The following is a 14,615-nucleotide window of genomic DNA, read 5'->3' as shown; positions in this document are numbered from 1 at the left end:
ATTATGCGCGACGTGGGGCAGTTATGGGTTTTCGATTTCAACGCTAGGCAGGCAGCAAAGCCATGTTCAAGGATTTTTACGCGCAGCGCGGAGAGTATGTAGTGATCTCCGCTGAGCAGGCCAGCCGCTTCGCTAAAGGTGTGGCCGGCGATTACAACCCAATTCACAATCCGGATGCGCGGCGTTTCTGCGTACCCGGCGACCTGCTATTTACGCTGGTGCTGGTGAAGTTTGGGCTGTCGCGACAAATGGAATTTCGCTTCACCAATATGGTGGGTGCTGATACACCGCTCATGTTTAATGAAGCCGATAATGGCGATATTCATGTCTGTGATGACAACGGTAAGTGCTACTTGCAGGTGGTGCGTAGCGGTGACATTACCCGAGATGAAACGGTGGTAGAAGGGTTTGCCCGCTGCTACGTGGCATTCTCGGGTAAGAATTTCCCGCATTATTTGAAGCCATTGATGGAGCAGCACCGGGTGATGTTCAACCCTAAACGCCCGCTGGTGATCTACGACAGCATGGGCTTCTGCTTAGAGCGTTTAGACGGCTTTTCGCCCAACTTGGCGCTGACGGAATCGTCACTGGACGTGCAGGGTAAACGTGCCGATGCGCTGCTGGAGTTTTCGATTGAATCCGCTGGAGAAGCAGTGGGTGTAGGTTCCAAAAAGCTTGTAGTGAGCGGGCTGTGCGACTACGACGATGTTGAAATGGCCGCGATTGTGGATGAGTTTTACCGCTTAAAAGCGGCCTACGAAGCTGCCTAAGGTAGCGGTCGCTCCTTGACCATCGCCGTGCTGCGTTAGCGCAATGGCGGGTGCCATAAACGCAATTGCTAAGGTATTCTCAAAGCCGACTAATTAAAAAAACACCCAAAGCGCCGCAGGGCGCTTTGGCTGGACAACGAGGCTTTGCATGAACCGAATGAAAACGCTGACGCTTGCCTGCGCAGCCGCCGCCCTGGCCGTTTCTTCTATTAGCGCACAGGCGCGTGATTTCCGTTTGGGGCTGATTACCCCCGCCCAGCACCTGTGGTCCACCGAAGCTGAAGCGTTCGCGCAAACACTCAATGAGCGCTCAGGCGGTGAGCACAGCGTCAGCGTGTTTCCTGCTCAGCAGTTAGGTAATGAAGCGCAGATGGTGCAACAGCTGCAAACCGGTGCACTGGACATGGCTTTTCTCACGATTGCCGAAATCTCCAACCGAATTCCTGATTTTGGCGCGCTCTACGCTCCATACCTGGTGGACGACGTCAATCACGCGGCGCGCCTGTTGCGCTCCGATGCCGCTGGAGAACTACTCGATTTGATGCCGGAAGGTGTGGGCCTTGTTGGAGTAGGTTACGGCATGGTGGGCATGCGCCAAGTATTGAGCCTTAGCCCCATTGAAAGCGCTGAAGATCTGCAGGGCCAGCGGCTGCGTATTACGCCCTTCGAGCCGATCCGCGACTTCTACACCGCTACTGGTGCTGCCCCTGCGCCCATGCCGCTGCTGGAAGTGTACGATGCCCTCGCCAATGGGCAGGTTGATGCCATTGATATGGATTTCGACTCGATTCTGATTTTGAAATTCTACGAGCAGGCGAACAACCTGCTGATTTCCAACCATATGATGTTCCCGATGGTGGGGGTGGTGTCTGGGCGCGTCTGGCGCGAGCTCTCTGAAGAGGACCGTGAGCTGATTGATACCGCCATGTCCGAACACCTGGAGAACGTATTGACGGGTTTTGAGGAGATGGACGCCGCTCAGGAAGAGGAAATTCGTGGGTTGGACATCAATATTGTCGAAGCCGATGCCGAGTTCTTTTCTGAGGCGATTGCCGAGTGGGAAAGTATTTGGGCACCTAAAGCTCCCATGTTGGAAACCCTGCGCGCCGAGGCTGACCGCCTGCGCGCCGAGTAATCCTTAACGTCAAACAAGCCGCTGATAAAGGCCTTTAATCATCATGTTGCAACGCCTGTCCAAAGGGCTTGCCCGTTGTGAAGAGATCACCGCCGCTGCCTTGGCAGCGGCGGTGACGTGTTTAATCCTCACAAATATCGCCTTTCGCGCGCTGGGCAGCCCGCTTTACTGGGTCAGTGAACTGGCGATTTACGCCATGATCTGGATGACGTTTTTGATTGCCGGGGCGGTGCTGAAACGCCGCCAGGGCATCGCGGTGACGCTTTTGAGCGACCTACTGCCACCCACGGGGCGTCACTTGGTGGGCGTGATGGTGGATGCTATCGTGCTGCTGTTTGCGCTACTACTGGTATGGCTCTGCTGGCGCTGGTACCAGCCGCTGACGCTGGCCCAAACCGGTTTCGACACCCGGGCGTTTCAGGGGCAAACGTTTAATTTTATCTATGCGGAAAACACTTCCACGCTGGGGATTAAAAAATTCTGGGCGTGGCTGATTGTGCCCTGGTTTGCGCTCTCGCTGAGCCTGCATGGCGTCGCCAATTTGCTGCAGTCGCTTAAGGCGCTTAGGGGGCAGTTATGACCGTTGTGGTGTTCTTACTGCTTCTGCTAGGGGCGGTGCCCATTGCGCTGGTGCTAGCACTTACGGCGATGTGGTACATCCAGGCTTCTGGTAATACGGTGCTGTTTGATTCTTACCCGCAGCAGCTGTTCAGCGCTATTGAAAGCTACGGCCTGCTAGCGATTCCGCTGTTCATGCTGGCCGGTGAGTTGATGAACGAGGGCGGGCTGACCAAACGCTTGATTGCTCTTGCGCGCATTCTGGTGGGTGGGTTTCGCGGCGGCTTGGCTTATATCAACCTAGTCGCCAATATGATGATGGCGGCAATTATTGGCTCGGCGGCCTCGCAAATCGCCATTATGTCCCGCGCCATGGTGCCTGCCATGGAGGAGGAGGGGTACGACACGCCTTACAGTGCGGCGATTACCGCCGCTGGCGGGCTGTTATCGCCGATTATTCCGCCCTCTATGCTGTTTGTGCTGTTTGGGGTCATGGCTCAGGTGCCCATTGCGGAGATGTTTATCGCCGGGCTACTGCCGGGGCTATTGCTGGGGGCGAGCTTTTTCGTGGTTATCGCCCTCGTTGGGCTGGTGCAGCAATACCCGAAAGGGGAGTGGCCCAGCCGTCAACAGGCGCTGCACGATGCGCTATGGGGCATGCCCGCGCTGCTGATTCCGGTGATTATCATCGGCGGTATTTTGCTCGGCATCGCGACGCCAACGGAGTCGGCGGCGCTGGCCTCGCTGGCGGCGCTGTTAATGGGACGCTTTGTGTACGGCGATCTGCGTTTTCAGCAGCTACCCCAAGTGCTTACCCGCACGGCGATTAATGCCGGGCTGGTGATTATGCTGATTGCTGCGGCAGGCGTCTTTGGCTGGGTAGTGATCTACGAGCAGCTACCGCAAATGGCCGCTGCGTGGATTGCCGAGCTCACCAGCGACCCCTTCGTATTCTTACTGCTGGTGATTGCGGCACTATTGCTGGTAGGCATGGTGATAGATGGCATTGCGGCATTAATTCTGGTGGTGCCTATTTTAATGCCGATTGCTCAAAGCCAGTTTGCGATTAGCCCTTACCAGTTTGGCGTGGTGGTTTGCTTGACCCTGGTGATGGGGTTACTCACACCGCCGGTAGGCGCGGGGCTGTTTATCGCTTCCTCCATGACCGGTGCGCCGCCGCTAAAAATCTTCCGAGCACTACTGCCTTTCTTGTTGGCTACTCTGGTCACACTGGTACTGCTGGCATGGCTGCCATGGTTAACCAACGGACTTATTCAGCGCTGAAGACAGCTTTGAAGACAGCTTTGAAGACAGCACTTAAGACAGCTCTGAAGATATGCCCGCGCGGCCTAGACCCTAGGCCGCACTGTGGTCGGTGAGCGGCATGACATCCACTTCCACTTCAAGCTGGTGTTCGCCGCCACCATTCATCACACCCTTGAGCGGCGCTACGTCGGCGTAATCTCGGCCCCAGGCCAGCACCGGATGCTGCTCCCCCGCCACTGTTCCGTTGGTGGGGTCTAGCGCGAGCCAGCCCCAATCGGGAATCCATGCGGCGAGCCACGCGTGGGAGGCATCAGCACCGATCAAGCGGGGTTGGCCTGGGGGTGGTTGGGTTTCCAAATACCCACTGACATAGCGGGCGGGCAATCCAACCGAGCGCAATGCGCCAATGGCTAAGTGGGCAAAGTCTTGGCATACGCCTCGCCGGTTCGCGAGTACTTCGCTTAATGGCGTGGCCAGAGTGGTGAAGCTGGGGTCGTATTCAAAGGTGCCGTAGATCAACTGATTAAGCGCTAACGCCGCCTCGACCAGCGGGCGGCCTGGCGTAAAGCAGCTGCGGGCAAACTCCGCCAGCTCATCGTTGCGGCGTATAAACGGGGAGTCCAACCGATAAAGCTGCATGTCGAAGCGGCTGTCGGCGCGTAGCTGCTCGGCGACGCTCTCCCACGCGGGAGACGTCTGGGGTAACGGCCCCAACGGCTGAGTATTGAGCGGCGTTACCACGGTGACGTCGAGGGTTTGGTGAACGTCCTCCATGGCGAAATAGAGCACCCGATTGCCAAACACGTCGCGGCGTTCCGACTGTACTTGGGGCATCGGGCTGATGGTTAGCTCTGAGGCACCACACTGCTGGTGCTGAGTTTTACGCGGCAGCACCCGCGCCTCGCTATGGCACAGCGTAACCGGGGCGCTGTAGTGATAGCGTGTGGTGTGCCGCAAGGTGTAGTTCATTCGTCGGGCTCCATGCTGACAAGTTGGCGCGGCCGTTCTACGTGGCTAAAGTGGCTATGGCTAATGGCATCAGACAACGCGTTGAGCGGAGCAATTAGCTCATCCAGCAGTTGCTCTAGCGCCTCCTGGGCATCGGGGGTGTCGGCGAGATGGCTAAGACGGTCAATATCAGCCAAATGCAGCGCCGCGTTGGCTTGTATCAATAGCCGCCGCTCCGCGTTGCGATAGGGCGATGAGCTGCCGGGCAGCCTGTCCATTTGCCGCTCTAGGCGCTTGAGCATATAGCCCACTGAGCGTGGGTTAGTCTCATCGAATAGCAGCAGGTCCAAAATCGCTTCTGGGTGCAGCTCGCTACGATAGCGCCTGCGATAGGCGGTGAAGTTATCTGTTGTCGCCAACACCACTTCCCAAAGCGCCAACCCCGGTGAATGGGGGGCATTTAAAGTGAGTTTGAGTAGCGACAGCAGCCCTAATACACGGTCCAGGAAGCGGCCAATATCCATAAACCGCCAACCGTAGTGGTGGGGCATGGTTTCATTGCACAGCCCAAAGAACGCGGCAATTTGCGCTGACAGCCCTTCGCAGGCGCGGCGGGCAGCGCTGGCCCCTAGGCTTGGGTTAAAGGTATCTACCCGCTGGCGCAATTGGTGCACCACTCGCCAGGAGTCGTCGCCTAAATGGTCGCGGACGCTTCTCGCATTGCGCAGCAGGTGGGCAAACATGGGCTGCAACGCCAGCGGCTCACGTTCGCCAAACTGCGCTAGCAGCGCGGTGCGTTTTTGCGCAAACCCAATCAGCGGCGGTTTCGCACCTTCACCGTCATGGTTGAGCGTGGTGATCTCTAGCGCTAACAGCAGCTCGTCCAGCAGCTGGTCGGCAATCTCGTCCTGGTCATACTCCATTAGCCGCATCAGCGCTTCGCGCAGCAAGCGTGCGCGGGCGTCTAAGCGTTCGCCGTAGCGGCCTAACCAGAACAGGCTTTCGGCAACGCGGCTGGGTAGGTCGGTGCCATCCCGCGTGGCGACCACCGGGCCACGGGCTTGGCGCAGTTGGCTAACGTGGGGCTGCGGCGTATTCGCTGTGACCCACACATCTTTTACGACCGGGCTGAGTAGTGAGGGTGAGCCGGGTGTGCCCACCCAGGCTAAACCACCCGGCATAACGTGATAGTCGCGGGGCTGCTGGCTGCGCGTGGCCACGCTGCTCGGTGCCCGAGATACGAAACAGCGCAAGTTAAGCGTGGCTGGTGAGAGCCGCTGCATCTGGTGATCAAAAATAGGCGCTGTCGCAGGCTGGGTGCGAGCATCGGCGTTGGGAAGCAGTAGCTCTTCACCCAGCAGGTGCTGACACAAAGCTGGCAGGTAATCGGCCAGCTCAGGTAGCTCTAAAACGCCCACGCCCAGGGCGTTAGACATCGCAACGCCGCTGGCGCGGGCCGCTTGTAATAGCCCAGGCACGCCTAGCTGAGAATCGCCGCGCAACTCTAGCGGGTCGCAATAAGCGTCGTCACAGTGGCGAAGCACCACGTCCACCGGCTGCAGGCCGCCTAACGTGCGCAGCCATAGCTGGCTATCACGCACGACCATATCTTGGCCTTCGGCTAGGTCGATGTTCAGATAGTTGGCAAGGTAGGCATGCTCAAAATAACGTGGACTACCGGGGCCAGGGGTGAGCAACACCACGGTGGGGTTATCGCGATGCTGGTAAGCCAGCGCAGTCAGCGTGCGATGATACTTATCTAAAAAGCCTGCCAGACGTTTTAGCGGCGCATTGCGGTACATCTCAGGCAGTGCCCGCGCCATCAAAATTCGGTTTTCAAGCGCAAAGCCGGTCCCGGAAGGCGCTTGTAAACGGTCACCTATCACGCGCCATTGGCCTTCGGCATTTTGAATGACATCAATGCCGTGAAAACTAATCGCTGGCCGGTCGCTGGGCTGGGAGCCGTGGCAGGGCAATAAAAAATGGGGAGAGGCGAGGATGGCTTGGGTCGGGAGTAAGCCTGCATCAAACAGCGTACGCGCCCCGTAAATATCGTCGTAAAGCGCATTAAAGAGGCGTGTGCGCTGAGTTAAGCCTACTTCTAGCGCTTGCCACTGCAATTGATCGATCACCCAAGGCAGCGGGTCTAGCCGCCATGAACGCCCTTGGGTGTCGTCATGCATATTGAAAATCACACCGTTTTCCGCCAGCAGGCGCTGAATTTCTTCATGCTGCTGGTGACGGCCATCCGAACCCAGCGCCTCTAAGGCGCTGAGTAGGCTTTGCCAGCCAGGGCGTAACTGCCCCTGCCGGTCAAGCATGGCATCAAACGTGCCGGGCTGTCCCTTGCCTAGCTGATTCAAGTAGTCCTCAACGAGTCCGGCGGTGCCGAACTCGAGCAGTGAGGGAGAGACAGGGGCGGTCATGATCCTTGTTGTCCTAAGCAGGTAAGGGGCGGATTATCCTGCAGCTAGCGCTGATAAGAAAGCATTAGACACGCCATTAGCGTGGGCTCCAGCGAAGATCCAGCGTACAGGGCAACTCAAGGCTCTGTATTTCCGGCATCGGCGCTTGGTAGCCGTGGCCATGGCCGCTGTCGCTAAAGCGGCCTAAACGCCGCGCTTCCGCTTCAAACGCATTCACTGGGAAGGTATCAAAACCTCGTCCGGTGGGGTGCGACACATAATAGGTGCAGCCCGCCACAGAGCGTTGGTTCCAGGTATCGATCACATCAAACACCAGCGGCGCATGAACAGGAATTTGCGGGTGCAGCGCGGAGGGCGGCTGCCAAGCGCGGTAACGCACGCCCGCCACGGCTTCCCCGTTGCGGCCAGTGGGCGTCAACGGGATTTGGCGTCCGTTACAGGTCACCACATAGCGTTCGCCGCTCATGCCGTTCACTTTGACTTCTAAGCGCTCAACCGATGAATCGACATAGCGCGCGGTGCCGCCCGCAGCGGCTTCTTCGCCCAGCACGTGCCATGGCTCAATCGCTTGACGCAGCTCGATATTGAGCATTGGCGTATGCAAGCGCCCGTGCACAGGGAAGCGGAACTCCAGGAAGGGCGCGAACCAGTCGAGTTCAAAGTCAAAGCCGTGGTGGCCCAGGTCGCTTAATACGTCGTTCAGGTCTTCCCACAAATAGTGCGGCAGCATCCAGCGGTCTTGCAGTGCGCTGCCCCAGCGCACGGGCTTGGCGCGATAAGGCGTTTTCCAGCAGCGAGCCACCAACGCACGGATCAGCAGCATCTGCATCAGGCCCAAGCGTGCATGGGGCGGCATCTCGAAGCCGCGCAGTTCTAGAAGCCCCAAGCGGCCGCTGTCGCTATCCGGTGAGTAGAGTTTATCGATACAGAATTCAGCGCGGTGCGTGTTGCCGGTTAAGTCAGTGAGCAGGTGACGCAGCAAACGGTCGACCAGCCACGGTTGCACAACCTCGCCTTCGGGCATCTGCTGAAGGGCAATTTCCAGCTCATACAGCGCTTCATGGCGCGCCTCGTCCACCCTGGGGGCCTGGCTGGTGGGGCCAATAAACAGCCCAGAAAACAGGTACGAAAGGCTCGGGTGGTGCTGCCAGTAGGTGACGAGACTGGCGAGTAAGTCCGGGCGGCGTAAAAACGGGGAGTCATCCGGCGTAATGCCGCCAAGGGTCACATGGTTACCACCACCGGTGCCGGTGTGGCGACCATCGAGCATAAACTTCTCGGTGCCCAGGCGTGCTTGGCGCGCTTCGTCGTAGAGCCGTTCGGTTTGCGCTACCAGGGTTTGCCAGCTTGCGGCAGGCATGATGTTGACTTCAATAACGCCTGGGTCTGGGGTGACTTGGAAGCTTTCAAGGCGCGGGTCGCGGGGCGGGGCATAGCCCTCAATCATGACCGGGCAGCCCAGCGTGCGGGCGCACTCCTCGATGCTGCTGAGCAGGTCGAGATAGTGCTCCAGCTGGGTTAGCGGCGGCAGGAAAATATGCAGTCGACCCTCGCGCGGCTCAATACACAGGCTGGTGTGAATAATCTTATGTTCGCGGTCGTTCTCGGCGCTAGGTTGCTGCTGAACCGCTTCCCCTTCGGGGTGGCTGTGGCTTGGATGCAGGCTTTGGCCAAGGCGTTCAGCGCCGGTAAGCCGGTGCTGCTCGGCGTTACGGCGCGCTACTTCGCCATGAATGTCTCCCAGTACCGGGCGTGGGGCAAACAGCGATTGCGGCTGGGGCTGCTCTTCCGGGTCGGCCCAGGGCAGCGCGGAAAGCGGCAGACGCAGACCCATCGGCGAGTCGCCGGGCACCAGGAAAAGGTGGTCGCGCTTTAACGGCCAGCGCCCGCTTTCCCATCGGTGAGACTGAGCGATAGAGTGGCGCAAAGGTAGCGCATAACCTACCACTGCCCCTAAATCTTGCTCCAGCAGGCGGGCAAGGCGACGGCGTTCAGCGTCATCTTTTAAGTCGGTGTCTCGTGGGTCAACGCTCACCGGCAGCGTTTGTTCTTTCCACAGGTAGTAGTAGGCATCTTCGAAGGCAGGAATCCAGTGGCGCTCGGCAATACCTAGGTGCTTGCTAAGCGCACGGGTAAAACGCTGCGCCATCGCATCATCGACGGCCACAGAGGGCGCGCCTTCCATACAGGCAAGCCACGTCGGGTCGCGCCACAGCGGTACGCCATCTTTACGCCAGTAGCAGGCCAGCGCCCAGCGTGGCAGCGGCTCGCCGGGATACCATTTACCTTGCTGCTGTTGGATGACGCTGCCCGGTGCGTAGGCGGCCTGAAGCCGTGTCAGCAGCGCTTCAGCACGTTCGCGCTTATGTTCACCCAGCGCTTCAGTGTTCCACTGGGGGCTTTCCATATCATCGATGGAAACAAACGTAGGCTCGCCGCCCATGGTGAGGCGAACATCTTGCTCGTTGAGCTCGCGATCCACTTGGTCGCCTAGCTTAAGAATTTTTTCCCACTGTTGGTCGCTGTACGGCTTGGTGACACGCGGGTCTTCATGGATGCGCTCAACGCGCATTTCCACATCAAACTCCACCTCGCACTTATCAGAAAAACCAGTGATGGCCGCAGCGCTGCCGGTGGTGGGCGTGGCGGCTAGTGGGATATGCCCTTCACCGGCAAAGAGGCCGGAGGTGGGATCAAGGCCAACCCAGCCTGCACCAGGTAGGAACACTTCGGTCCAGGCGTGTAGGTCGGTGAAGTCCACCTCGGTGCCGCTGGGGCCATCGAGCGCTTTCACATCCGGCGTTAGCTGAATCAGGTAACCCGATACAAACCGGGCGGCTAGCCCTAAGTGGCGCAGAATCTGAACCATCAGCCAAGCGCTGTCACGGCACGAGCCGCTGGCGAGCGTTAGCGTTTCCTCACAGCTTTGTACGCCAGGCTCCATACGTACCAAATAGCTAATGTCGTGATGCAGGCGCTGGTTCAACGCGACTAAAAAATCCACGCTGGTGGTTGGCTCAAGCGACACCTCTTTCAGCCACTCTTTTAAGCGGGGGCCTGCTTCGGTGACTTCCAGATAAGGTCCTAGTTCTTTGCTTAGGTCGTCTGGGTAGGCAAAAGGGATTTTCTGCGCGACATCGTCTAAAAAGAAATCAAACGGGTTGATCACCGTCATGGGGGCGATTAGCTCGACGGCAATCGTGAGCTCTTTACGCGGCTCGGGAAATACCACGCGGGCATTAAAGTTACCGAAAGGGTCCTGCTGCCAATTTAAAAAATGATCATCGCCTGAAATATTAAGCGAGTAGGCGTCAATGTGGGTACGGCAGTGAGGGGCGGGGCGTAAACGAATGACATGAGGAGAAAGTTTAACCGGGCGGTCAAATTGATAAGTTGTACGGTGATACAAGGCAACGCGAATGGTCATGAGCCACCCTCAAAAAAAGTCAAAAGTAACCGAGCTGATGAACAGTAGGGCGTCGGTTAAGAAGATAAGTAACCAGAAGTATCGTTGGAGTTGAACTTTTTTGCAGCTGCAATATGAATAAAGACGTTTAAAGAGTGTGGAAAATTGTCATCGCACCAAAAAAGTTAGTTTCGATGCACTTTTTTGGTGCTTATTCGATTTTTTGGTTACTAAAAAGTGCACTTTAAATGCCTCAAGGCATAAAAAAAGGATGAAGTAACGCATAATCCATTGTCTTGCAGAGCCAAAAGGTGATTGAGCGTTGAAATAGCGGGGAATATGGTACGAGTTTTGCGTGTTTATATAGTCAGGTTGCTACGTACATTGCACGCGGCAGGCCTACACTATTGAATTAAGGAAGTTGCCGCTTCCACCCTAGCGCCAGGAGAGCGCCCATGAGCCAAGTAGATTGGAATAACTATGCGTGCCGTGATTTTTACGACGAGCTGTTAGCGGCACCGGGCAAGCCACGTGCCTCCGCAGATGAGTTGTGTAACATGCTGGCTCATTTTAGCGCTGAAGAGTTAGCCGAGCGTAAAACAGCAGCTGAAATCGCTATTCGAACGATGGGTATTACGTTTACCGTCTATTCAGAAGGGGCCATGATTGACCGAGCGTGGCCGTTCGATATTGTACCAAGAATTATACCGGCCAATGAGTGGCGTAAAACAGAGGCCGGTTTAAAGCAGCGCGTTCAAGCGCTAAATTTGTTTATTGATGATCTCTACCACGATCAAAAAGTCATTAAAGATAAAGTATTACCGGCTGAAGTACTGGCCCAGTCGGTAAATTTTCGTCCTCAGTGTGTTGGCGTCAATCCACCTCATGGCGTATGGGCGCATATTTGTGGTTCTGATTTAGTGCGCGGTGGCGATGGCACTCTCTATGTCCTAGAAGATAACTTGCGGATTCCCTCCGGTGTTTCTTACATGCTGGAAAACCGCAACGTTACCAAACGCGTGCTGCCGGAGCTCTTTGCCTCGGGCAAGATTTTGCCGGTGGATGATTATGTTGCCCAGCTTTATGACATGCTGGCGGCGATGTCGCCTCGCCCAGGGGACGACCCGCAAGTCGTTGTACTCACACCAGGAATTTATAACTCAGCCTATTTTGAGCACGCCTATCTTGCCCAACAAATGGGTGTTGAGCTGGTGCAAGGCAGCGACCTACTGGTCGATGACGATGACGTTGTTTATATGCGAACCGTAGAAGGCTTGCGCCGCGTCGACGTGATTTATCGCCGGGTCGATGATGAGTTTTTAGACCCTGAGGCGTTTAACCCGCACTCGATGTTGGGGGTGCCAGGTTTGATGCGCTCTTGGCGAGCGGGCAAGGTCGCGCTGGCGAATGCGCCTGGGGCAGGCGTTGCCGATGACAAAGTGGTGTACGCGTTTGTACCTGACATCATCCGCTACTATCTCGACCAGGAACCGCTGCTGCCTAACGTACCCAGCTACCTGTGTATGTTTGAAGATGACCGTAAGTATGTGCTGGATCACTTAGACGAGCTGGTTGTAAAGCCCGCCAATGAGTCTGGCGGCTATGGCATGTTGATTGGCCCGCGCTCTACCAAAGAGACGCGTGATGAGTTTGCCCGTTTAATTAAAGCGAATCCACGTAACTATATGGCTCAACCTACGCTGGCACTTTCTACTACGCCAACGCTTGCCAACGGCTTGCCGCAGCCACGTCACGTTGACCTTCGTCCGTTTATTTTGTCTGGCCCGGAAACCCATGTCACCACCGGTGGGCTCACTCGCGTTGCCCTCGTGGAGGGCTCGCTGGTCGTGAACTCTTCCCAGGGGGGCGGCAGCAAAGATACGTGGATCGTCGAAACCGATGAGAACGCGGCGGGTGCCGCTGAGCAGAAAGGAGCCTAGCGCCATGCTGTCACGCGTAGCAGAAAATCTCTACTGGATGGCACGCTATATTGAGCGTGCCGAAGACACCGCGCGGCTGTTAAGCGTTAATAGCCATTTGATGCTTGATTTGCCCCGCCATTTGCCGCTCGGCTGGGCACCGCTCATTGAAATGACCGGCACGCTGGAAGCGTTTAATGCCAGCCACACCAGCTTTGATGAGCGCAGCGTTGTGCATTTTTTATGTGCCGACGCGCAAAATGGCAGCTCCATTCTTTCGGCGCTTGCCAGTGCGCGGGAAAATCTACGTACCACGCGGGACGTGGTGCCCCGAGAAATTTGGGAAGAGGTGAACCAGCTCTATCTTAGCGTGGCGGATCATGCGGAAAATGGGGTCAGTCCACGGCGTCGAGATGCGTTTTTGAAGAACGTTATTCGTGGCTGCCAGACGCTGACGGGCTTGATCGAAGGCACGCTGAGCCATGGCCCGGCGCGCACGTTTATCAAGCTGGGCCGCCAGCTGGAGCGCGCCGATATGACCACGCGGATTGTCGATGTTCGCTCGGCCAGCCTATTGCCGCAAAACCCTGAAGAGCTGTTGCCGTTTGAAAACTTGCAGTGGATGAGCGTGCTTAAATCGCTCACGGCGTATCAGATGTATCGTCAGCAGGTACGTTTGCGAGTACGTGGCCCGGATGTATTGCGCTTTTTGCTCCAAGACCCGCATTTGCCACGTTCGATTGCCTGTAGCTTAGAAACCCTTGGGCATGAACTACAGCTATTGCCCCGCCAAGACCGCGTGGCGGCAACGGTGTCTCTGGTGCGAGCTGACGTTGTAGATGCAGACATTCAGGCGTTGGCGCATTCACCAAGCAAGCTGCATGCGTTTGTGGATGAGCTGCAAATTGGTTTTGCGGCGATTCACGACACGCTGAGCGCCACCTATTTTGTGAATGCCGACAATGTACCCCGAGTGACCCAGCGGCAAAGCCAAAGCCACTCAGGAGATCAAGATAACGACTAATTAAGCTGGGAGCTGGCGCTGGCGTTTTGGATCAATTGATGCAGATACGCCAGCTTCTCTCTTACCTCCGGAGCAATCACGCCTGGGGCTAAATCCAGTAGTCCCATATCTCGATTTAGCTCGTTTACCGCCATGCCTACCTGATGAAAAGCCCGCAGCATGCTATCCAGCGTGCCATCATATTCTGCGCGGGATAACCCCATATGCAGCGCCGTATCTAACACGGCCACCATGTCGAGATAGAACGCAAACGTCTCTGCGAAGTCTTCCCACGGATGCATGGAGGCGTAGGCAGAAATAAAGCGTGTCGGCCAATCGGCTGGCGCTCCTTGTTGATAATACTGCTCTAGCGCATCGCTGTAGGTGGGGTTGTTGTGATCGCCAAAGACACGGCCGCTAGCGGCTTCATCCTGATCTTTAACGAGAAGATCCCAGTAGTAGTGGCCCACCTCGTGGCGAAAATGGCCTATCAGCGTACGATGGGACTCGTTCATATCGACCCGTAGGCGTTCACGCTCAACGTCATCGGCCTCTTTGACATTGATGGTGATATGCCCATTGGCATGGCCGGTGTATACCTTCTCTTGGCTTGCTGTGGAGCGCCACAGCCCCTGGTCGGGGAGTGCATCGGCCATAAAGGAGAAGCTGAGCGGCACGCGGATAGACTCACCTTTAATGCCGTGGGGGAGTTTAAGCAGATCCAGGGTGTGAAACAGACGCCGTTTGGCCCCTTCCAGCGCTGCCCAGCGCTCACGGTTACCCTCAATATCCAGGTCGGGGATCACATCGTTGTAGCGGCAGCAGTCGCACAGCGTGTCCGCGTGGCCCTCTGCCATCACCACCATCCGATTACACACATTCTCGACGGCGTAGTTGTGGCATTTCATCAGCGCGGTACCGCAGCTTTCGTGGCTGCATTGGTAGCCACCGTTATCTAGCGGCTCCAGCGCGACAATGTTGCTACAGGCAGGGCACCAGCCAACCTCAGACTCGCAGGCCAAGCAGTGAGTGTTTTCAAAAAACAGCGGATTACCGCAGCGGCAGCTAAACGTCTGCATGGATGCCTCCTTGTGTGATCACCACAGCGCATCTCACGAGGGTGAGTGCTGATACGCAACTGTCTCAGCATAGCGAGGCCGCCGCCGAGAGTGAAAGGCAAATCT

At 56.8% G+C, this 14,615-nt stretch carries 10 protein-coding genes; 6 read left to right on the top strand and 4 right to left on the bottom strand.

Translation table 11 applies throughout. From position 1 onward, the window contains the following. The first annotated feature begins 62 nt into the window (after positions 1-62). From R0J87_RS02640 to R0J87_RS02625, 4 genes are all read left to right on the top strand, one after another. Positions 63-770, top strand: coding sequence for a DUF3581 family protein (locus R0J87_RS02640; RefSeq protein ID WP_498884197.1), 708 nt, complete (start codon positions 63-65; stop codon positions 768-770). Between the two features lie 148 nt (positions 771-918). Beyond that, positions 919-1,905 (top strand): TRAP transporter substrate-binding protein, encoded by a 987-nt coding sequence (locus tag R0J87_RS02635; RefSeq protein ID WP_498884195.1) that lies wholly within the window; start codon positions 919-921, stop codon positions 1,903-1,905. 43 nt (positions 1,906-1,948) lie between these two features. Beyond that, on the top strand, positions 1,949-2,485 hold the full coding sequence (locus tag R0J87_RS02630) for a TRAP transporter small permease (protein ID WP_498884194.1): 537 nt from the start codon (positions 1,949-1,951) through the stop codon (positions 2,483-2,485). Beyond that, positions 2,482-3,747: a TRAP transporter large permease gene (locus tag R0J87_RS02625; RefSeq protein WP_498884192.1), complete on the top strand. Its 1,266-nt coding sequence runs from the start codon at positions 2,482-2,484 to the stop codon at positions 3,745-3,747. The genes R0J87_RS02630 and R0J87_RS02625 overlap by 4 nt, the downstream gene beginning before the upstream one ends. A gap of 72 nt (positions 3,748-3,819) precedes the next feature. Here R0J87_RS02625 and R0J87_RS02620 read toward each other — a convergent pair whose 3' ends face one another. The 3 genes from R0J87_RS02620 to R0J87_RS02610 form a co-directional block, all read right to left on the bottom strand. Next, a complete protein-coding gene (locus R0J87_RS02620) occupies positions 3,820-4,698 on the bottom strand; it encodes a transglutaminase family protein (RefSeq protein ID WP_498884191.1) in 879 nt (292 codons plus the stop codon). Beyond that, positions 4,695-7,103, bottom strand: a complete 2,409-nt coding sequence (locus R0J87_RS02615; RefSeq protein WP_498884189.1) for a circularly permuted type 2 ATP-grasp protein — start codon at positions 7,101-7,103, stop codon at positions 4,695-4,697. Before R0J87_RS02615 ends, R0J87_RS02620 begins: the two co-directional genes overlap by 4 nt. Positions 7,104-7,179: 76 nt before the next feature. Then, positions 7,180-10,530 (bottom strand): transglutaminase family protein, encoded by a 3,351-nt coding sequence (locus R0J87_RS02610; protein WP_498884188.1) that lies wholly within the window; start codon positions 10,528-10,530, stop codon positions 7,180-7,182. Between the two features lie 434 nt (positions 10,531-10,964). Here R0J87_RS02610 and R0J87_RS02605 point away from each other — a divergent pair, with 434 nt between their 5' ends. Then, on the top strand, positions 10,965-12,449 hold the full coding sequence (locus R0J87_RS02605) for a circularly permuted type 2 ATP-grasp protein (protein WP_404342874.1): 1,485 nt from the start codon (positions 10,965-10,967) through the stop codon (positions 12,447-12,449). Positions 12,450-12,453: 4 nt separating this feature from the next. Next, positions 12,454-13,452 carry an alpha-E domain-containing protein gene (locus R0J87_RS02600; RefSeq protein WP_188639274.1) on the top strand — a complete coding sequence of 333 codons (999 nt, stop codon included), beginning with the start codon at positions 12,454-12,456 and terminating at the stop codon, positions 13,450-13,452. Here R0J87_RS02600 and R0J87_RS02595 read toward each other — a convergent pair. Next, positions 13,449-14,510 (bottom strand): zinc-binding metallopeptidase family protein, encoded by a 1,062-nt coding sequence (locus R0J87_RS02595; protein WP_498884186.1) that lies wholly within the window; start codon positions 14,508-14,510, stop codon positions 13,449-13,451. The genes R0J87_RS02600 and R0J87_RS02595 overlap by 4 nt on opposite strands. Positions 14,511-14,615 lie beyond the last annotated feature (105 nt).

The organism is Halomonas sp. SIMBA_159 (assembly GCF_046536035.1).
GTDB lineage: Bacteria > Pseudomonadota > Gammaproteobacteria > Pseudomonadales > Halomonadaceae > Vreelandella > Vreelandella venusta_A.
This window is presented reverse-complemented; position numbering and strand designations above follow the sequence as displayed.

What these genes read in the sequence shown, in the direction of transcription:
- R0J87_RS02640 (WP_498884197.1), top strand. Translation starts at nt 63, where the DNA reads ATGTTCAAGGATTTTTACGCGCAGCGCGGAGAGTATGTAGTGATCTCC.
- R0J87_RS02635 (WP_498884195.1), top strand. Translation starts at nt 919, where the DNA reads ATGAACCGAATGAAAACGCTGACGCTTGCCTGCGCAGCCGCCGCCCTG.
- R0J87_RS02630 (WP_498884194.1), top strand. Translation starts at nt 1,949, where the DNA reads ATGTTGCAACGCCTGTCCAAAGGGCTTGCCCGTTGTGAAGAGATCACC.
- R0J87_RS02625 (WP_498884192.1), top strand. Translation starts at nt 2,482, where the DNA reads ATGACCGTTGTGGTGTTCTTACTGCTTCTGCTAGGGGCGGTGCCCATT.
- R0J87_RS02620 (WP_498884191.1), bottom strand. Translation starts at nt 4,698, where the DNA reads ATGAACTACACCTTGCGGCACACCACACGCTATCACTACAGCGCCCCG.
- R0J87_RS02615 (WP_498884189.1), bottom strand. Translation starts at nt 7,103, where the DNA reads ATGACCGCCCCTGTCTCTCCCTCACTGCTCGAGTTCGGCACCGCCGGA.
- R0J87_RS02610 (WP_498884188.1), bottom strand. Translation starts at nt 10,530, where the DNA reads ATGACCATTCGCGTTGCCTTGTATCACCGTACAACTTATCAATTTGAC.
- R0J87_RS02605 (WP_404342874.1), top strand. Translation starts at nt 10,965, where the DNA reads ATGAGCCAAGTAGATTGGAATAACTATGCGTGCCGTGATTTTTACGAC.
- R0J87_RS02600 (WP_188639274.1), top strand. Translation starts at nt 12,454, where the DNA reads ATGCTGTCACGCGTAGCAGAAAATCTCTACTGGATGGCACGCTATATT.
- R0J87_RS02595 (WP_498884186.1), bottom strand. Translation starts at nt 14,510, where the DNA reads ATGCAGACGTTTAGCTGCCGCTGCGGTAATCCGCTGTTTTTTGAAAAC.